General features: G+C 42.9%; 18 protein-coding genes, 1 tRNA gene, 1 other RNA gene and 1 pseudogene. 8 read left to right on the top strand and 13 right to left on the bottom strand.

Features of this window, described 5'->3' with window-relative positions; translation table 11 throughout:
• The first annotated feature begins 49 nt into the window (after positions 1–49).
• The 4 genes from H6G48_RS06830 to H6G48_RS06815 all read left to right on the top strand — a co-directional run bounded on the left by H6G48_RS06830 (position 50) and on the right by H6G48_RS06815 (position 4,058).
• Positions 50–1,069, top strand: coding sequence for a long-chain acyl-[acyl-carrier-protein] reductase (locus H6G48_RS06830; protein ID WP_012267666.1), 1,020 nt, complete (start codon positions 50–52; stop codon positions 1,067–1,069).
• Between the two features lie 388 nt (positions 1,070–1,457).
• Positions 1,458–2,594, top strand: coding sequence for a DUF58 domain-containing protein (locus tag H6G48_RS06825; RefSeq protein WP_190720388.1), 1,137 nt, complete (start codon positions 1,458–1,460; stop codon positions 2,592–2,594).
• An 86-nt stretch (positions 2,595–2,680) separates the two neighbouring features.
• Positions 2,681–2,777, top strand: an RNA gene (gene ffs / locus H6G48_RS06820) — signal recognition particle sRNA small type.
• 9 nt (positions 2,778–2,786) lie between these two features.
• Positions 2,787–4,058, top strand: a complete 1,272-nt coding sequence (locus tag H6G48_RS06815; protein ID WP_190720385.1) for an MFS transporter — start codon at positions 2,787–2,789, stop codon at positions 4,056–4,058.
• A gap of 36 nt (positions 4,059–4,094) precedes the next feature.
• Here the strand turns inward: H6G48_RS06815 and H6G48_RS06810 are convergent, their stop codons facing one another.
• From H6G48_RS06810 to H6G48_RS27135, 4 genes are all read right to left on the bottom strand, one after another.
• On the bottom strand, positions 4,095–4,745 hold the full coding sequence (locus H6G48_RS06810; protein ID WP_190720382.1) for a DUF3782 domain-containing protein: 651 nt from the start codon (positions 4,743–4,745) through the stop codon (positions 4,095–4,097).
• Between the two features lie 113 nt (positions 4,746–4,858).
• On the bottom strand, positions 4,859–5,713 hold the full coding sequence (gene purU / locus H6G48_RS06805) for a formyltetrahydrofolate deformylase (RefSeq protein WP_190720378.1): 855 nt from the start codon (positions 5,711–5,713) through the stop codon (positions 4,859–4,861).
• A 293-nt stretch (positions 5,714–6,006) separates the two neighbouring features.
• The gene (locus tag H6G48_RS06800; RefSeq protein ID WP_190720375.1) at positions 6,007–6,582 is read right to left on the bottom strand and encodes a (2Fe-2S) ferredoxin domain-containing protein; all 576 of its coding nucleotides are present in this window, start codon (positions 6,580–6,582) and stop codon (positions 6,007–6,009) included.
• Positions 6,583–6,626: 44 nt separating this feature from the next.
• Complete coding sequence (locus tag H6G48_RS27135; protein ID WP_190720373.1) at positions 6,627–6,869, bottom strand: Asr1405/Asl0597 family protein; 243 nt, start codon at positions 6,867–6,869, stop codon at positions 6,627–6,629.
• Between the two features lie 231 nt (positions 6,870–7,100).
• On the opposite strand from H6G48_RS27135, the gene H6G48_RS06790 reads away from it, so the two are divergent.
• Positions 7,101–7,940, top strand: a complete 840-nt coding sequence (locus H6G48_RS06790) for a reverse transcriptase-like protein (RefSeq protein WP_190720371.1) — start codon at positions 7,101–7,103, stop codon at positions 7,938–7,940.
• A gap of 105 nt (positions 7,941–8,045) precedes the next feature.
• Here the strand turns inward: H6G48_RS06790 and H6G48_RS06785 are convergent, their stop codons facing one another.
• From H6G48_RS06785 to hisF, 4 genes are all read right to left on the bottom strand, one after another.
• Positions 8,046–9,143: an AI-2E family transporter gene (locus H6G48_RS06785; protein ID WP_190720428.1), complete on the bottom strand. Its 1,098-nt coding sequence runs from the start codon at positions 9,141–9,143 to the stop codon at positions 8,046–8,048.
• Between the two features lie 130 nt (positions 9,144–9,273).
• A tRNA-Ala gene (locus H6G48_RS06780) sits at positions 9,274–9,346 on the bottom strand.
• A 119-nt stretch (positions 9,347–9,465) separates the two neighbouring features.
• A complete protein-coding gene (locus H6G48_RS06775) occupies positions 9,466–9,666 on the bottom strand; it encodes a hypothetical protein (RefSeq protein ID WP_190720369.1) in 201 nt (66 codons plus the stop codon).
• Between the two features lie 244 nt (positions 9,667–9,910).
• The gene (hisF, locus tag H6G48_RS06770) at positions 9,911–10,675 is read right to left on the bottom strand and encodes an imidazole glycerol phosphate synthase subunit HisF (protein WP_190720367.1); all 765 of its coding nucleotides are present in this window, start codon (positions 10,673–10,675) and stop codon (positions 9,911–9,913) included.
• A gap of 23 nt (positions 10,676–10,698) precedes the next feature.
• Between hisF and ruvB the strand changes: the two genes are divergently transcribed.
• Both ruvB and H6G48_RS06760 read left to right on the top strand, forming a co-directional pair.
• Positions 10,699–11,775, top strand: coding sequence for a Holliday junction branch migration DNA helicase RuvB (gene ruvB, locus H6G48_RS06765; RefSeq protein ID WP_190720365.1), 1,077 nt, complete (start codon positions 10,699–10,701; stop codon positions 11,773–11,775).
• A 572-nt stretch (positions 11,776–12,347) separates the two neighbouring features.
• A complete protein-coding gene (locus H6G48_RS06760; protein ID WP_190720363.1) occupies positions 12,348–13,124 on the top strand; it encodes an RNA polymerase sigma factor SigF in 777 nt (258 codons plus the stop codon).
• A gap of 190 nt (positions 13,125–13,314) precedes the next feature.
• Here the strand turns inward: H6G48_RS06760 and H6G48_RS06755 are convergent, their stop codons facing one another.
• The 4 genes and pseudogenes from H6G48_RS06755 to H6G48_RS06740 form a co-directional block, all read right to left on the bottom strand.
• A complete protein-coding gene (locus tag H6G48_RS06755) occupies positions 13,315–14,475 on the bottom strand; it encodes an aminotransferase class V-fold PLP-dependent enzyme (RefSeq protein ID WP_190720360.1) in 1,161 nt (386 codons plus the stop codon).
• A gap of 17 nt (positions 14,476–14,492) precedes the next feature.
• Positions 14,493–14,672, bottom strand: a pseudogene (locus H6G48_RS26160) (type II toxin-antitoxin system RelE/ParE family toxin); the annotation flags it as partial.
• Positions 14,673–14,832: 160 nt separating this feature from the next.
• Entirely contained in the window at positions 14,833–15,036 is a 204-nt protein-coding gene (locus H6G48_RS06745; RefSeq protein WP_190720357.1) for a ribbon-helix-helix domain-containing protein, read from the bottom strand.
• A gap of 115 nt (positions 15,037–15,151) precedes the next feature.
• Entirely contained in the window at positions 15,152–16,285 is a 1,134-nt protein-coding gene (locus H6G48_RS06740) for an RNA polymerase sigma factor, RpoD/SigA family (RefSeq protein ID WP_190720354.1), read from the bottom strand.
• A gap of 614 nt (positions 16,286–16,899) precedes the next feature.
• Here H6G48_RS06740 and priA point away from each other — a divergent pair.
• Positions 16,900–19,389, top strand: a complete 2,490-nt coding sequence (gene priA, locus H6G48_RS06735; RefSeq protein WP_190720350.1) for a primosomal protein N' — start codon at positions 16,900–16,902, stop codon at positions 19,387–19,389.
• Positions 19,390–19,418: 29 nt separating this feature from the next.
• On the opposite strand, the gene H6G48_RS06730 is transcribed toward priA, so the two are convergent.
• Positions 19,419–19,775: DUF4351 domain-containing protein (locus H6G48_RS06730; RefSeq protein WP_242034559.1), on the bottom strand; the 357-nt coding region annotated here is incomplete at its 5' end.

Genomic DNA, 19,775 nt, shown 5'->3' with positions numbered 1-19,775 from the left:
ATATCCTAATTTTTATCTAGTGCCATCTAGTTTAACGAAAGAACAATCAATGTTTGGTCTTATAGGTCATCTTACCAGTTTAGAACACGCCCAATCGGTCGCCGACGATCTAGGTTATCCTGAATATGCTAACCAGGGATTAGATTTTTGGTGCGCTGCCCCCCCGCAAATTGTCGATGATTTTCATGTCACCAGCATCACGGGGCAAACCATCAGAGGAAAATATATCGAATCCTGTTTTTTACCGGAGATGTTGTCGAATCGTTGGGTAAAGTCTGCTATTCGTAAGGTGCTAAATGCCATGGCACTCGCTCAAAAAAGTGATATCAACATCACCGCACTCGGTGGTTTTTCTTCAATTATTTTCGAGGAATTTAATCTCAAAGATAATCGACAGGTGCGGAATATCGAGCTAGATTTTGGCCGTTTCACCACCGGTAACACCCACACCGCTTACGTCATCTGCACTCAAGTAGAAACCCTCGCTGAAAAAATGGGCATCGATTTAGCTCAATCTACCGTCGTGGTTTGCGGGGCAACTGGAGATATCGGCAGCGCCGTTTGTCGTTGGTTAAATGAAAAAACCGATACAAAAGAACTAATATGTGTGGCACGCAATCAAGAGCGTTTACAATCTCTGCAAGAGGAGTTAGGACGCGGTAAAATTCTCCCCCTAGAGGAGGCTTTACCCCTGGCTGATATCATTGTTTGGGTGGCTAGTCTGCCTAAAGGGGTGGAAATTGATCCAGATAAACTCAAGCGCCCCTGCATTATTATTGATGGTGGTTATCCGAAAAATTTAGGCACGGTGTTAAATGCCCCCGATATTTCGGTGATTAAGGGCGGCATTGTCGAGCATTCCCTCGATATTGACTGGAAAATTATGAAAATCGTCAATATGGATATTCCCTCTCGTCAAATGTTTGCCTGTTTTGCCGAGGCGATTTTATTAGAGTTGGAGGGTTGGCAAACTAATTTTTCCTGGGGACGCAATCAAATTACCGTCCCTAAAATGGAACAAATCGGCGCAGCTTCCCGCAAACACGGGTTTCAACCTTTGTTATTTTAATTAATATCCCCAACCCCCCCCCCCACCGACCACGGAATTAGAAGTTTTAGGCGACAAATAATTAGGAGTGAGTGCTTGACTTTGCCGGCGGCTTGGGTTATGATTGTCTTATAATGGGATGTTTGTGTTTATCGCAGACTGCTTAGATTCCCATTATGAATAAACTCTTTTAAAAATATTATCCCAAAATCTGCCGACAAAAGCAAGCAAAATTTTGCCATCAATTGTTAAGTTTTGTTAAGAAAAATGGCAAGAGTGGCAAGGAAGAGAACTTCCTTAGCTGATCAGTCCGATATCCTTGATAGTTTCTCATGACTTTTGGGGGAATTATAGAAGTGTGGGCCTGATTTTTAGCCTTCTAGCAAAGACGACAAAACCACTAAACCCTATGAAAACTTGGTTAGAAGATCGCGGTATTTTACCCGCTTACGGTGGTGGGGTAATCATTGGCATTACCCTGTGTTTTTTCGGAGCTGCGACCAATACCATGGCGGGATGGTTGTATGCTATCTGTGGCACGACGATCGCTGTTTTAATTTTATCGATAATTTTACCCCGTCGTTCCCTTCTTCCCCTGAAAGTGCGTCGTCTTGCCATTGTACCCGTAAGTGCGGGAGACGATCTTAGTATTAGCCTAGAGATAGAAAATACTAGCAATCAGCCGATAAATCTGTTAGAAGTGACAGATATCCTGCCTATAGTTCTCGATCAGCCAAAAATAACCCCAATAGAAGTGATTGCCTCCAAAAGTTGCCATCGTTGGACTTATTATTTACCCACCAGTAAACGGGGTATTTATCACTGGCAAGAAGTACAATTAAGAACAGCAGCCCCTCTCGGTTTATTTTGGTGTCGTCGTTGTCAGCAAGCAGCGGCTAAAGCTTTAGTTTATCCCCAAATTTTACCCTTACAACAATGTCCCCTGATCGATTCCCTTGGTCAAGAGATGGAACAAAAATTAGAAAATAATCGCTATTATCAAAGGGCTAGTCAAGGACTTACTCGTAACCTGAGACAATATCGCCGGGGTGATTCTACCCGTTTAATTCACTGGAAAACTAGCGCCCGTCTGGGAGAATTTCAAATTCGGGAATTAGAAGTGTTAACGGGAGGACAGGAAGTGATTATCTGTCTGGATACCCTCTGTGATTGGCAAGAAGACAGTTTTGAACGGGCGATTATTGCCGCTGCTTCCCTCTATTTTTATGCCCATCGTCGGCAATTAAATGTGAAACTCTGGACGGGTGAAACGGGTTTAATTCACGGGGAGAGGATCATTTTAGAAACTTTAGCCGGTATAGAGGCAAAAGCTAGTCAAAAAAATGCCAATCTGCCTAATTTACCTGTAATTTGGTTGACAAGTAACTTCAATTCCATCGAACAACTCACCCCCGGCAGCCGTTGGTTATTTTTCCTCGCTGCCGATTCTAGGGAGAGTCCTTCACTCTTAATCCGACAGTTTAGCGGATTGGCGATCGAACCGGAAACTTCTCTACAACAACAATTGCAAAAACCGCCTCGTTGAGGAAATTTCCGTTCACAGTCTAGATTGAGAGGAAATTCTCCGGAAAAAAATACCGGTATCCCCGAAAAAGATGTTATGATAAAAAAGACTCGGACTCATGCGATCGCAACGCCTTAACCTTGTCAGGACCGGAAGGTAGCAGCAATACGGGATGCTTGTGACTGGCGTGATCTCCGGGTCTTTTTGTTGCCTGTGACGGTCGCTGTTGTGAACGCTTTCAAAACTTTTCGATCGCTTACTGCCGAAACTCGTCGTCAATTACTCATCCTCTTCGTCACGGCGCTGTTTTTCTGGATAAGTATCACCACTCTCGTCCCCACTCTCCCCACCTATATTGACTCCCTAGGCGGTAGCAAACAAGATATCGGTTTTGTCATGGGGTCTTTTGCCATCGGTTTAATTTTGTCGCGCAGTTGGTTAGGCAATCTAGTTGATCGCCGCAGTCGCAAATTAGTGGTTTTATTTGGAACTATTGTCGCCGCTACCGCACCCCTCGGTTATCTATTTTTTCGCGATCTTTCCTCTTTATTCGCCGTCCGCGCCTACCATGGCCTCAGTATCGCTGCTTTTACCACTGGTTACAGTACCCTAGTGGTGGATTTTTCCCCCGTTCGTCAACGGGGAGAGATAATTGGTTATATGAGCTTAACTGCACCCCTAGGCATGGGAATCGGTCCAGCTTTAGGCAGTTATCTCTACGAATCGATCGGTTATAACGGTTTATTTCTAGTTTCCGCCGCTTCAGGAGCGATCGCCTTTCTCTTGGGTTTCTCCATTCAAGAACCGGACTTCAAGAAAAAATTAGCCCAAATGAAGGCAGAAAATCAGACAATCGAGCGCAGTTTTTGGGCATTATGTCAAGAGCGAGCTTTTTTAGTCCCTACCTTAGTTTTTCTATTGGTCGGTACTTTATTCGGCGGTTTAGTCGCTTTTTTACCCCTGTTTCTCCTCGAAAATCAGATTCCTGTCAGTGCTGGTCTATTCTACAGCTGTGCGGCAGTATCGGGGGTAATCGGACGGATTTTGTCGGGAGGAGCCAGCGATCGCTATGGACGGGGTTTATTCATCACTATTAGCGTTTTTTGCTATGGTTTATCCATGTTGATTCTATCTTCTGCCCGATCTCCTTCCGATTTAATTTTAGCCGCTATCCTCGAAGGTACGGGAGGGGGGATTTTATTCCCTATGTTACTGGCTTTAATCTCCGATCGCTCTGGGCCCCAAGAACGCGGCCGGGCCTATTCTATCTGTATCGGCGGTTTTGATGTGGGAACAGCCTTAGCCGGTCCAATTCTGGGGGTTTTAGCAATTTCCTACAAAACTATGTTTAGTTTATCGTCAGGATTAGCTGTTATCGCTCTCTTTCTCTTTTTTACTCTCTCTAACCCCACCATACGCCATTCTTTTCTCTTCGCTTTTGGTTTAGAAAAAGATCGTTATGCTCTGCGCGGACAATTACAATAAAGCTTACTGAAAAAGTTTTTCCTAGGGCAGGGTTATTTAATAGGTTTGAGGTGGAAAATTATCGGGAATATCTAATTCAAATACTTGGTCATGAATCTGAGCCACATAAAGCCCTTCTTGCAGAATTTTTTCGCGTAATTCTGGGGATAAATCCACCGCCGCTAATATGCCATAGAGTTTTTTATCTTTGTGTTCAGGAAAAAAGCGGCGAAACCGTTGCAAAATACTTTTTAATTGTGTAATATCTTCCTGTCTAACATGACTTTTAACCTCAACGATATAAGCAGTATTTAGCTCACCATTGCTATAGGCAAGAACATCAATTTCTAGGTGTTGTCCTTCTTTACTGGCGCGCACACTGGGACTAACAACTTCCATACCAAAGCGTTGTCTGAGAATCGTTTCCATTGAGGGAAGGGCAAGTCCTTCGGTAAAGCTGCCGAATTTGGCACCGAGTCCCCCAATTTGTTTGCCCAGTTCTTTGAGTTGTTTGTCAGTTTCCTTCTGTTGTTGGGCGTTTTCCTTCTGTTGTTGACTAACTTCCTTCAATAGTAGTTCAGTCTCCTTCTGTTGTTGACTAACTTCCTTGAGTTGTTTGTCAGTTTCCTTGAGTTGTCGGTCAGTTTCTTTTTGAGCGGTAGTTAATTCGGCTAAGAGTCGCCATACGTCTTCGGATGTAGTTGCCATAGATAATTTTTTCCTTCTGCTCTGGTCTATTGCTATTTTAGTCAATTGCGCCGATACTTCCTAATTTTTAACCCGCAATGATGTCTTTTTTGTCCAGTACATCTTATCCCATTTTAAGCGAACACTACCGTGCGATTAGCGTAAACCAAAATGCGATTTTGCAAGTGTAAACGTACCGCTCGCGCTAACACCCCCCTTTCTAAATCCTTACCTTGACGAATTAAATCTCCTACGGTATCGCGATGGCTAACTCTGACCACATCCTGCTCGATAATTGGCCCCTGATCGAGATCGGCAGTGATATAATGGGCGGTGGCTCCAATAATTTTTACCCCTCGATCGTAGGCCCGTTGATAGGGATTAGCTCCGGCAAAAGCCGGTAAAAAAGAATGATGAATATTGATAATATTGGGGAAAAAGTTAATAAAATCTGGAGTGAGAACCTGCATATATTTAGCTAAAATCACTAAATCTATCCGGTATTCCCGCAGTAACTCTAATTGTCTGGCTTCCTGTTCAATCTTGGTTTCGGCGGTAATGGGAATATGATGAAACTCAATACCGAATTGATTGGCAACTGAGTGTAATTCTGGATGATTGCTAATAATTAAAGGAATTTCTGCCCTAATTTCTCCCCCGTGTTGTCGCCATAATAAATCGAGGAGACAATGATCCTGTTTTGTCACCCAAATAGCTAGACGCGGGACAGTATCGGAAAAATGTAAGGACCAACTAGCCTGCAAAGGTTTGGCAATAGCGGCGAAAGCTGGTTCGATCATCCCACGGGGTAAATTAAACCCTTCTAATTGCCATTCTATCCGCATCAGAAACAATCCCGCCGAAAAATCCGTGTGTTGGTCAGCGTGGATAATATTGCCGCCATTAGCATAGATAAAATTAGCGATTTTCGCCACCAGACCAATCTGGTCGGGACAAGAAATTAACAAGGTTGCAGTGGTACCAGTCATAAATTATCGGTGGCAAGAATTGACTTTTCTATCCCCTAATGTATGGCCTTTCTCGTCAAGGTAAAGTATAAATTGAACCTTGCCGAAGTAAAGATTTCAGTCGCAAAAACGTACCCCATCTATCGGAGAACGGCTGTAGGACAATTTTAGACAAGCTAAGAGGCATTACCGTTCCGCAGTTCCGGCGTTTCCCTATGCCCATAGACCAATTTAGATGCGCGGGCAGCCTACCCAGTCTCTTTTTTGCACAAAAAAGAGCATTTGTCAATAGCGATCACCGATTAAATTTCCGGTTAAACTGATACAGTATTCTCTTGCTCAGAAGTGGCAAAATGCCGCTCGATTAGGGAGGGGACATCTTGGGGAGCTACCTGATTATAATGCTTTTTATCGGGCATAACCACCAGATTCGGCCCTTTTTTGCACTGTTTTAAACAGCCAGTTAATTTAATATTCACCGCTTCTCCCAGTCCTTTTTCCTCTAAATCACTCTCTAACCTTTGGCAGACTCTCGCACCGCCATTTTTCCAACAATCGGACTTCTGACAGATTAAGACGGTGGCTTTTTTCGCTTTTGCCGGGGCGACTTCTGGGTTTTTTTCGCCAGATAAATGCTCGATCCCTAGTACCCTCAGTTTTAATTTTCCCTTCTTTGAACAAAGACTACTTTCTCCCGTCACTTTTAGCCATGATTGGAGAGCAATATTGAGAGGTATGTGGTCTCGCAGTGTTTTTTCGGGCTTAAACCAATATTCTCGTTTATCAACACTGATTCTCAGGTATTTTACCTTATATCCGTCCTTGAGGACAAAACCGAGGAATTGACCGACCACTTGAAAGGGAACCATGGTAGTTGTAGATTTTGACATACTTTCTCACTTTTTACTCTCAGATTGCTAATTTTTCTCAAGGATTATGCCTGCCAACAGGTTTCCAGCCAATCGATTAAACAGCCTCGGGAAGCCTCTACCTGTCGCAGGACAATCCACAGCTGTAAAAGTTGAGCGGGGCTATCGATGCGAACCTGCAAAAGCTTATGGAGCGAGCATTTATCTTCAATGTCCAGGGCCTGCAGCCGGTGGTAGAGCTGCCAGCGCTCCCAAGCACTAAGAGGGAAGATTTTCTCACCTTCCGATGGCAATTTGTCTATACTCATGGGGCTTTTAATTGAGAACTATTAGCAATATAACTCTAGGCTGATGTTCTCAGTATAACCGACAACTGCAAATAATTATCAATAACCTGAAGAAAAAAAGTTACCCGGTAGCGGCGATCGGCTAAAATCTTGCTATTGTTGCCTTGTCCGCTTTGCCGATCCCAGAATCGCTACCGCCTAGAATTGTCAAAGAGATAAAAATGGAGATAACAAGATTTATTGACGAAAATTATGGATAAAAAAGCTCAAAAAACCGATAATTCAGCAATTCTCTATTTTGATGGTGGTTCTCGCGGCAATCCGGGGAGAGCAGCCGGTGCAGCGGTAATAGTTTTAGCCGAGGGTAATTCCTTGACCACGACTAGATATATGGAGAGAGCCACTAATAACGAGGCCGAATACACGGGATTGATTATTGGATTGGAAAAAGCCCAAGAATTAGGCTTAAAAAGCCTAGAAATTCGCGGAGACAGTCAATTAGTCATCAATCAAGTTAAGGGAGACTGGAAGGTAAAAAGCGATAGTTTACGTCCCTTTTATCAGCGTGCTTGTCAATTAGTTGCCCGATTCGATCGCATTAGCTGGCGCTGGATTGAACGAGCTAAAAATAGTTTGGCTGACGCTGCTGCCAATCATTGTCTGGATGCGGCGAAAAAATCGCCAGAAAAACCAAAGGAAGGCGAAACTAATCTCGATATTCTGCTCCAATCCCTGAAACCAGTCCTAAATACCGAAGAATTCGTTTTTTCTTCCCTAACAGCAACAGGACTAGAACAGCTACAATTAACCCCTATCTGCCAATTTCAGGAAGAGGAAGGCATAACGGTGATTATTCCCCGTCAGCAAGCCGATCGCAAGAATTTACAGTACAAATATATTTATAGACAAATTACTCTTTCTGTGCATTCTAGTTTAGCGGCGGTGGGATTTTTAGCGGTAATTAGCGAGAAACTGGCCGCAGCAGCAATTAGCGTCAATGTCATTTCTGGTTATTATCACGATCATTTATTTATCCCTAGGGATAGGGTGACAGAAGCGATGGCTATTCTCGAAGAAATTAGCCGCTCATAACAGTTATCAGTTATCAGTTATCAGTTATCAGTTAGCAGATGTGAGTTTTCAATTCACTCATTACTGTTTACTGTTTACTGTTCACTGAAAAAACAGGATTTATTATTATTTGCCCTCCTCTGAGGAATTTTTCACCGTTTCTTCTAGGAAAACTACTGGTTCTTTTTCCCGCTGCTGCGAGCGGATGATATCGATAGTACTTTTCAGCACACTAGCGATGGGAACTGCTATCAATAAACCGAGAATTCCTGCCACTTTGCCACCGATAAAAAGAGATAGAATAATCCAGACGGGATTAAGTCCGATCATACCTCCCATTAACCGAGGGGCGATGACATTATCATTAATTTGACCGACAATAATGGTCAGGGTCAAAACTTTTAATCCTAACCAAAAGTCTTGAAACATCAGTAGGGTACTAATGCCAATAATGGTGAAGGCACTGGCAAAAGGAATTAATGTAGTTAGACCGATCGCCACACCGAATAATAGGGCATAATCAACCTTGAGAATCACAAAAACAAAAATTTGAGCAAGGCTGAGAATTCCCGCTAAAATGGTTTGACCGGCAAAATAGGTTTCAAAAGTTTGACGAATAATCGTTCTTAATTTGAGATTCCAGGGAGCAGGAATCCAGCTAAAAATTCCCTCCCAAATTTGTTCGCCATAGAGAACAAGAAAGACGGTTAGAACCAGAACAAATAGAATGTTTAAGATACTGTTGATAGTTCCTAGCACAAAGCTCAGTAATTGAGTGCTAAGAGTTTGTAAAACATTGGTTAGTCGTTCCGATAACTGGGTGATTGATTGCTCGATATAAATCGCATATTTCTGAGTTTTATCCCACTTTTCTAAATTTTGTATCTGTTCGGTTCCCGACTCGATCCACTGGGGCAAACTATTGATTAAACTGCTTAATTGTTCGACAATCTGGGGAATTAAAATTAAACCTAAAACAATCAAAATTAATAGGGCAATTAAAAAGACAATAGCGATCGAACCACTGCGATTAACCCCGCGTCTTTGCAGCAGTTTGATGGGAACATCTAAGACAAAAGCTAGTAAACTAGCAGTGACAAAAATACTGACTAAGGGTTCTAGATAGCTAAATAATTGGAATAATAACCAACCATTGAGAAATAAGAGCGGAAAAACTAGACTTAGCCGCAACCAACGAGGTAGTTGCTTAAAAAGCTCTATCATATAACTAATTTTGTCCTGAGAGAGTATCGAGGTAAAAAGAGACTTTTCTAACCAGAAATCCTCTTTCAATCTAGCATCTCCTCGTTACTTTTCTGGTCTAAGCAACCCTGAAACTCTTATCCTAACCTTATGGAGCTAAGCGGATTCGAACCGCTGACCCCCTCAATGCCATTGAGGTGCTCTACCAACTGAGCTATAACCCCGCGAAGACCATTTTTGAATATAGCTTAAATAGAATTATTTTGTCAAGGGGTGACGAGAAAAAAATTTGTCACTGCCAAGGCGATCGCTGATAAGACAATGGTGAAACAATCGCCCCCATTTAGACAGGAGCCGAAATTTGGGTTAAATAGGTTAAACAGTGACCCATGAGGAAATAAACTACTAACATAGCTGCTGCCGCTGCTGCCACTAAGGTTCCCGCCAGCATCAAGGAAAACTCTTGCTTGTCGAACGCTTGCTGCATCAGATGCAATGACCAAGCCACAAGACCGAGGTCAAAGATGAGAATCGGAACTAACATATTTTAAATTTTGTTAACTTTCATCTATTCTAATACATAATTTTCCCCAGGGATAATCGGACTGAAGTTAAAAACAGGGATTTTTTGCCAGTTTCTCGATCGGGGCTGTCAGCCGTCGGCCGTTAGCTTTCAGTAATAGGTCTAAACCTTGCTCTTCTTGGGTTGCAGCCTGAAGAAATCCTTTGCCAGGAAAACCGACTCAATCACTAGATTAAGTTCTGCAAATCTTGCCCTCATTTTCGGGCTAACGCACGGGTACTTGTTGATTTTGCAGATAATTTTTGACCTCAGCGATGGTTAATTGACCATAATGGAGCAAAGAAGCCAATAAAGCCGCTTCCGCCCGCCCTTCCGTCAATGCTTCGTAGATATGCTGACAATTACCCGCTCCTCCCGAAGCAATCACAGGAATCTCCACCCTTTCAGCGATCGCTTTTGTCAAGGCCAGATCGTAACCCGCTTGCGTGCCGTCAGCATCCATACTGGTAACTAACAACTCACCCGCTCCGCGTTTTTCCACTTCTTGCGCCCATAATAAAGCATCAATACCCGTATTTTCGCGTCCACCCCGAACATAAACCTCCCAACCGGGGTTATGCCCATCCTTACGTCGTCTAGCATCGATCGCCACCACAATACACTGTTGACCAAAGCGATCGCTGGCTCGATCGAGCAATTTCGGCTCGCGCACGGCAGCCGAGTTAATGCTGACTTTATCGGCCCCGGCTCTTAACAAATTTTTAATATTTTCTAAGGATTGGATACCGCCACCCACTGTCAGAGGAATAAAAACCTGTTCCGCCGTACGATAGACTACATCAATAATCGTGTCGCGATCTTCATGGGTAGCAGTAATATCAAGAAAAACCAACTCATCGGCCCCTGCCTGATTATACAAGCGGGCTAACTCCACGGGGTCGCCAGCATCCTGAAGATTGACAAAATTAACCCCTTTAACTACCCGACCTTTATTGACATCCAAACAAGGCAAAATCCGCTTCGCTAACATATCCTAGACTCTTGATTGTAACAATGGCCATCAAACGATCGCACAATTCCCCCCCGGCTGCCGAGGAAAATCTGCTCACTCCCAATCCCACTATAGAAGAAACGGAAAAAGCAGCAGCGCAGATTCGTCCGCAATCCCTAGAGGATTATATCGGTCAACAGGACTTAAAGGCTAATCTAAAAGTCACCATCGCCGCGGCCAAAGCTAGACAAGAAGCGATCGATCATTTACTCTTCTACGGACCGCCGGGGTTAGGAAAAACCACCATGGCTTTAATTTTAGCGGCCCAGATGGGAGTAAATTGCCGCATTACCGCCGCCCCCGCTTTAGAGCGTCCCCGGGATATTACCGGCATCCTGATCAATCTTCAACCCCGGGATATTCTTTTTATCGACGAAATTCATCGACTGAATCGGGTGACGGAGGAGTTATTATACCCAGCGATGGAGGATTATCGCCTGGATGTGACGATTGGCAAGGGTCAAGCGGCGAAAATTCGCAGTATTTCTTTACCTCCCTTTACTTTAATCGGTGCTACTACCAAAGTTGGCTCTTTAACTTCCCCTTTACGCGATCGTTTTGGACTGATTCAACGTCTGCGTTTCTATACAGTTGAGGAATTGACGGCAATTATTCTCAGAAGTGCTACTATTTTTAATATTCCCATTACTGAAGCGGGTGCGATCGAAATTGCCCGTCGCAGTCGGGGAACTCCACGCATTGCCAATCGTTTATTAAAACGAGTGCGCGACTATGTGCAGGTGAAGGGAGAAACTATGATTAGCCCCCAGTTAGCCGATGAGGGATTAAATCAATTAAATGTCGATTCTATGGGTTTAGATTGGACCGATCGATTAGTATTAAAGACGATGATCCAACAGTTTCAAGGTAAACCCGTGGGATTGGAAGCGGTAGCGGCAGCCACGGGAGAAGATGCCAAGACGATCGAGGAGGTGTACGAGCCTTATTTATTACAAATAGGTTATCTTAATCGTACTCCCCGGGGTCGCGTGGTGACGGCAGCCGCCTACGAACATTTAGGTTTACTGGCGAAATTGCCGAAAAATAAGGATCGGAGTTTACCTTTGTTTGAGTTCTAGTTTTCTAGATAGGGCTGGCTGAATAAATGTGAAATATAGACGAGGTATCGGGTTTGGGGCTTTTTGGCGAAGCAGCTGCAAGATTTTCAAGCTAGTGGCTCAAAAACCTTACATCTTGATCGGCGATCGCGTCCTGTAGGGGCGAAGCATTCGGACAATAACCTATCGCTGAAACCGTAGATTTTCTATCCGAATGCTTCGCCCCTACTTTTTCAGCCAACCCTAGATAGGGCTGGCTGAATAAATCTAAAAACCTTGTTGGATTAAGACTTTTTCCGGGGGAAAATTCACACCCTACATCCAACACCCCACGCCCCACGCCCTGCTCCTGGTAACAACTTTTTGCCGCAAACCCTAATTACCTGGGTTTCAGCTTATCTGTGTCTTTAAATACTTGGTCGACCGCGTCAAATCACACAAGTCTTTAGATAAAGGTCGTATCATAATGATCGTAGTAAGTTACATTGTTGACATTGCTTGCCGCTTCTAATCTAGACTGTATTGGGATTTGTCAAAGCCAATTGCAATAGTGAGCTTTTATAGTCAATATTTTTTAAGTCTGTTAGCGCCCTATGTCTGTCCTAAATAAAGAAAATCTTAAACTGGAAACTCTTACCCTGTTTCAAAAATACCAAAAAACGGGAGATAATAAGTTACGGGATCAAATTATGGAGTTAAACCTAGGATTAGTCAGAAGGGAAGCTCATCATTGGGTTAATCAATGCCATGAAAATTACGAAGATTTAGTGCAGGTTGGCTGTATGGGGCTAATTCGGGCGATCAATCGTTTTGATAGCAGCAAAGGTCATGCTTTTAGCTCCTTCGCCATTCCCTATATTCGCGGCGAAATTCAACACCATCTGCGCGATAAAGGTTATACAGTTCGTATTCCTCGTCGTTGGTTAGATTTAGGCAGACAAGCGACAAATGTGCGTCGGGATTTCCAGTCCCTCTACAATCGTCAACCCAATGATACGGAAATCTCCCGCGCTTTAAATATTTCCCTCGAAGAATGGCAAGAGGTAAAACTGGCTTTCCAAAATCGTGAACCTCTTAGTCTCGATGCGACGGTTAATAACGATGAAGATAATAATACTTGTTTAAAAGACATCGTTCCCGATCCCCGTTATCGCAGCTTTCAACTTTGTCAAGAGGATCGCATTCGTTTACAACAGGCACTGGCTCAATTAGAAGACAAAACCCGTCATATTCTCGAATTTGTCTTCCTTAAGGATCTTACTCAACGGGAAACCGCCGAACAATTAGGCATTAGTGTTGTTACCGTCTCCCGTCGGGTGAAAAAGGGTTTAGAAATGCTCAAGGAAACCATGCTCCAGGAAGTATTTTAGACCAATTATCGGTTATCATCAGTAGTTGTGCAAAATTAATTTCCTGGTTGAGACTCCCAGACTCCGAGACTCCGAGACAGCTATCAGGGATCGGATTTGAGTTTTCATACCAAATCCGTTTTTAATAGCATCATTAACTCCCAATCCAACTTTAAAAACTCAGTTATGGATTTTTTCCCCCGCTCCCCGCTTATCTTTGCTGCAATAGCAAGTAATTTAAAACCCCAGCTAAATATTCATACTGCTCGATCGAATTATAGTAGTGAGCAGAAATCCTCACAATTAATGATGCTTCTCCCCAGGGAATTATCGGCACTTCAATCTGATATTTTTCCCACAGTTGCCTAGATAAATCTTCTGCTGCCCAAGCATAACTAGGAATCAGAATTGAAGACATTGATCCGATCATTGATTCTGGACAGGGATAATTGACCTCTAAGGCATGACAAAGCAAATTTCTGGCTTTTAAAACCAAATTACGATTCCTCGCCATCAGACCCAGTAAACCATCAATAGAGAGAGAATTTAAAAACTCGATCGCTTTTGGCACTGATAAATAAGCGGTGGGATCATCGGTTCCCATCCAAGCAAATTCTAACTGAAAACGGGAGCGATCTTGTCGAGGGGAATTCGCTCCATGGCTAATAGTTAAAGGTCGAATTATTGCCTGTTTATCCCCGCGCACATAGAGAAAAGCAGCCCCCTTGGGACTACATAACCACTTATGACAATTAGCAGTATAATAGGTGGGATTAATTGCCCCGATATTAAGGGGTAAAAAACCTAAAGCATGAGCGCCATCGATGAGAGTATCAATGCCCCGATTATTTAATTCTTGCACAATTTCTGCGATTGGCCAAATTAGGGCCGTGGGACTGGTGACATGATCTAAAACTACTAATTTTGTCCGGGGAGAAACTGATGCTAAAATTGCTTGACTAATTTCTAAAGGGGACTGCACGGGAAAGGGAATTTTAGCGATAATTACCTTTAAACCCCATCTTTTAGCTATATGTTTAACTGCATTAGCACAAGCATTATAGGTCTGATCGGTGATCAGAATTTCCTCATTTTCCTGAAAAATTAAGGAATTTAATACCGCATTCACTGCTGTGGTTGCATTGGGAACAAAGACTAAATCATCGCTATTGACACCGACTAAATCTGCTAATTTTTGCCTAGCAATATCTAATAAACCCTCTAATTCTCTCCCCAAAAATGCTAAAGGTTGCCTTTCCATTCGTTCCCGCAATTGTTGCTGATAATCCAAGACTATTCTAGGGGTTGCACCATAGGAACCATGGTTGAGAAAATAAATATCATCGGGAATTAACCAAGAGTTTTTGGACATATTGAATTAATTTAAAATTATTCAGAACTAGAAAAAATAGCTGAGAAATTACGACGACCACTAATAACTCTAAGAATTTCAATATCTTCTCCTAAGACACGATAAAAAACAATATAGTTTTTTAAGGATAATTCTCTTAAATCCTTAGGGATATAAGCATAGCTTTTACCACTTTGGGGGAATAAAACTAATTGCTGACACTTGCGATTAAATTCTTAAAAAAAAATCTCACCAGCTTCCACATTATTACTAGCAAAGTAATCAGCTATTGTATTCAGATCCTGACTAGCTAGTATATTTATGACATAACGACCCATCTTAGATTAATCTCCCATGGTTTGAAAACGATGGATAATTTCAGTGACAAAAGTTTCTCCATCTATGAGAGGATGATTTTCTGATGCTCCCGATAGCTTTATCTATTTTTTGCCGAATATCTTCTCTCCATTCCGCATCAGTTATTTGTTCGTATTCATCGAGTAACTGCAAAGCAAAGTCGATGACTTCTTGGGGAGATTGATATTTTCCCGTTTTCACTTTCCGTTGGAGATGTCGGTTCATAGGTATTATGACTATCTACTGAGAAAATCAACTTTACCTTAATTTTAAGCTAAATATCGACAAAAAAAGCTCTCCAGGAAAAAGGAGAGAGGAGAGAACGAGTTAGAAAAAATTATTAATGTAACCATCCTTTCAGACGACGCGCGACTTGAGGACGACGCAATTTTCGCATCGCTTTAGTTTGAATTTGACGTACTCGTTCCCGAGATAAATTGAACATTCCCCCCACTTCCTCTAGGGTATAGGGTTGACTGGTAGCTAAACCATAACGGAGGGAGATAACATCTTTTTCCCGTTCCGTGAGAACATCACTTAAAACTGCGAAAATTTCTTGACGCATCATCATCTCATTCATTTTATCTTCGGGAAGTTGTAGATCATCATCTTCCAACAGATCCACTAATTCCGTATCTTCTCCTTTCCCTACACGATGATTTAAAGAGAGAGATTGACGACGCAATTGTAATAATTGCCGCAATTGTTCGGGAGTCGTTTCCAACGCTTCCGCAAGTTCCCGTTCATTGGGATTGCGCTGTAAATCTTGCTTGAGAATGCGCTGCGCTTTTTTGAGTTTATTGAGTTTTTCAACAATGTGAATCGGTAAACGAATTGTCCGCGCATCGTTAGCAATGGTGCGGGTGATTGCTTGTCGAATCCACCAATAAGCATAGGTAGAGAATTTATAACCTTTATTGGGATCGAATTTTTCGGCCGCACGGTTGAGTCCGATCGCACCTTCTTGAATTAAATCTAAGAAAGGAACCCCGCGATTTAAATAGCGTTTAGCGATAGAAACCACTAAGCGCAAATTAGAACGAATCATTTTCCGTTTAGCTGTTCGTCCGCGATAAAGACGGTTTTCCAGTTGACGTTCATTATCTAATTGTAAAGCGCTTGCCCATTCCGTTTTCGTCGGGGGACGATGTAAATTTTCTTGTAGTTTTTGGCGCACTTCTTCCGCTTCCATCAGAAACTTAACCGAGTAGGCTAATTCAATTTCTTCTTCCGCATTAAGCAGGGGATAACGCGCCATTTCTTTAAAAAATGCCCCAACAGTATCTTCATTGCTGCCTTTATCGTATCCAGTTCCACTACCCTTACGAGTGGTTTTTAGGGTTTCCGGTAAAGGTTCAGTCAGATCTTCGTCAGTTCTTTCAGCAAAATCCACGCTGTCTAGTTCTAAAGGATTTGTCTCCAGGGCAATGATTTGATTAAAATTATCATCAGAGGCTAGTTTAGAGATTTTCATAAGCAGTTATGGATGGAGTGGGATTATAATAGCAGGGAAAAACTCAATTTCTCCCAATGGGCTGATTGTTACATTGAATTTTCGGGGAGCAGATTTTTTAAACGTTTTCTTAATTAATGGCGGCCATTTCTGGGATACAATTGCGCGATTCTGTGTCGATGGTTACAAATCGCCGAACCAGACAATAAGATTTTCTGGTGAATAGGAGAAGCTTTTTGTGTTTCTACTCATACACTCTAACTAAGGTTTTTGGTATTTGACTAGATAAAGATCACGCTTCTTAACAATCAAGATAGCAGTCAGCTTTTTATGACTATTCTTCGCTTTTTTTATTGAGAACTATTCTCAAGTTTTGACTAACTATGCTTTGATTCAATAGCTAATAGTCAATAATTATCATTAACTTTATCAATGCTTAAGGGTGGCCAAAAATTCTTTTGGGGAGACTGCAAGAGTTAAAAATCAAAATTTGTGGGCAAAAAAGCAATATTTAAACTGTTTTTAGAGAAAATTAGCTATTTTTATTCCCCTCAAGCTTTAAACTATAATTTAAATACCTCATTCTCCCCACTTGCCACTTGCCACTTGCCACTTCCCACTGATAACTGATAACCATGCTCGATCGCTGTGCTACTCTAACTGTAGCGGAACCTCGCACACCTTACCAATTAACCACAACTGGGCAACCGTGGTTAGAGGTTTTGGTCGATCGCCCTTATCCTAGAGATAGTCAAGAGGATCAGCAAATATTAACCTATAGTGTCCCCCCGGATTTAACGGTAGAAATTGGCGATATTTTAAGCGTTCCCTTCGGTTCTCAGGTAATTGGGGGAATTGCTCTTAGATTTCTCGAAAATTTGCCCGCAGGACTAGAAGAAAATCAAATTCGTCCCGTGGAAGATGTGATTGCTAAGGGCTTTTTCCCCGATAATTATTGGCAGTTATTGACGAAAATCGCCCAATACTACGCGACGGATTTAATCACCGTTGTTCGCGTCGCTTTACCTAAGGGTTTACTGCGAAGTTCCCAACGTCGCATCAGATTAAAACCAGAAGCTATTCCCCCCGGTGGGGAAGTTTTTTGTACTCCCCTCTCCCGTCAGATTTTATCCCTGCTCAAGAATCAAAAAGAAGGCGATTATTCGGCGAAATACCTGCAAGAAAAAGTCAAAAATGCTAATTACGGTATTCGAGACTTAGTTAAGCGCGGTTGGGTGGAAAGTTATCTAGAAGCACCCAAAAGTCCCAATATTAAACAAAAAAAAGCCATTACCCTGCTAATAACCGACTTTCCTGCTGATTTAACCGAAAATCAGCGCAAAATTGTCGAAATTTTACGCCACCAGGGTGGAGAAATGTGGCTGCCAGAATTGGCACAACTTGCGGGGACAAAACATTTTAAACCACTAATTGACAAGGGTTATGTGGTGATTGAGGACCGGGAATTTCTGCGCTTATCCTCGGCGATTATGAGCAGGGATCAACCAAAAACACTCACTTCTAGTCAAAAACAAGCCCTAGAAGCCATTCAAACCCTGAAAGGTGGTGAAAGCGTCCTCTTACACGGAGTGACGGGATCGGGTAAAACAGAAGTCTATCTACAGGCGATCGCACCTGTCTTAGCAGCGGGTAAATCTGCCTTGGTTTTAGTCCCCGAAATTGGATTAACACCGCAACTAACCGATCGCTTTGTGGCCCGTTTTGGCGATCGAGTCTATGTTTATCATAGCGCCCTCTCGGAAGGAGAAAGATACGATACCTGGCGACAGATGTTGACAGGAACCCCGCAAGTCATTATCGGGACGCGATCGGCGATTTTTGCCCCTTTACCCCACCTAGGCATGATTATCCTCGATGAAGAACACGATAGCAGCTTTAAACAAACCCAATTACTCCCCACCTATCACGCGCGTACCGTGGCTAAATGGTGCGCTCAATTAAACCATTGTCCCGTAATTTTAGGCTCGGCCACACCATCCCTAGAAACATGGCTAGAATCCCAAGTTAATCCTAGTCTTTACCTATCTTTGCCCGATCGCATCCAAAATCGCCCCTTACCCCGGGTGGAAATCGTCGATATGCGACGGGAATTGCAACGAGGCAATCGTTCCCTGTTTAGTCAATCCCTGCGTTCATCTCTGGAAACCCTGCGCGACAAGGGAGAACAGGCAATTTTATTCGTCAGTCGTCGGGGACATAGTACTTTTGTATCTTGCAGAAGTTGCGGTTATGTGCTGGAATGTCCCCACTGTGATGTCTCTCTCTCCTACCACCACACCGAACCGGGAGCGCAAGAATTACTCCGCTGTCACTACTGCAACTATGGTCGCATTCATCCGAAACAATGTCCTGAATGTGGTTCTCCCTATCTAAAATTTTTCGGTACTGGCACTCAGCGAGTCACCCAAGAATTAAGCAAAGAATTTCCTGATTTGCGCTGCTTGCGTTTTGATAGTGATACCACCCGCAACAAAAATGCTCCCCGGGAACTATTAAAACTATTTACTGATGGTGAATTCGATGTCTTAGTCGGAACCCAAATGCTCACCAAAGGATTAGATATCGAGCGAGTTACCCTAGTGGGAATTATGGCTGCCGATGGTTTACTTTATCACTCCGATTATCGCGCCTCCGAACGCGCTTTTCAAACCCTCACCCAAGTAGCAGGGAGAGCAGGAAGGGGAGAAAGAGAAGGAAAGGTAATTATCCAAACCTATACCCCTGAACATCCCGTGATTAGAGCAGTGCAAACCCACGATTATGAGGGTTTTGTCGAGACGGAATTAATGCACAGAGAGAGTTTAAATTATCCTCCCTACGGCAGTTTAGTCTTAATTCGCTTTAGTGGTTTAGATGGGGAAGCAGTCCAGAAAAGTGCCGAAAATGTCGCAGAGGAATGTGTTAATAATTTGGGTTCCGATTGGGATATTTTGGGACCTGCACCCGCAACAATTATGCGCGTGGCTAACCGTTATCGCTGGCAAATTCTGTTAAAATTATCAGGAGAAAAGGCGGATATCGGTGGTATTTTGCGTCCTTTGAAAAGCTTAGTTTTACCCAAGGTAAGTATGGCGATCGATGTGGACCCCTTAACTATAGAATAATCAAGGTTGAATGAGATGATCGCCATTGCTCACGGATGCAACCAGTTATCTAAATCCGTCAAAGTGTCAAAGTCTAATAAAGCGAGTCCTAAGTCTTCTAAGCGCTCCACAGGAAGATTACGGATGGTTTCTTCTAGATTTTGCGGTATTTCCCCGAAACGTCGTTGAAGAAGTCTAATAACAAGATTTGCTTCTTGAATTCTACCCTGTTCAAGACCCTGCTGTACACCTTGCTGTAGTCCTCTTTTCAGTCCCTCTTGAACCGCTTGTTCTCTATCCTGTTGGTAAAGTGGAGCTAAACGCATAATAAACTCCCTATCCTCCTGTGTTTTTTTCGATAACGCTTCTAAATTTCTACTCAGATTATACAATAAGTTTAAAGAAGC

It is taken from the genome of Microcystis flos-aquae FACHB-1344 (genome assembly GCF_014698375.1).
Taxonomy (GTDB): Bacteria; Cyanobacteriota; Cyanobacteriia; order Cyanobacteriales; family Microcystaceae; genus Microcystis; species Microcystis aeruginosa.
Note: the sequence above shows the minus strand (reverse complement) of the source record. Positions and strands in the feature narration are given on the sequence as shown.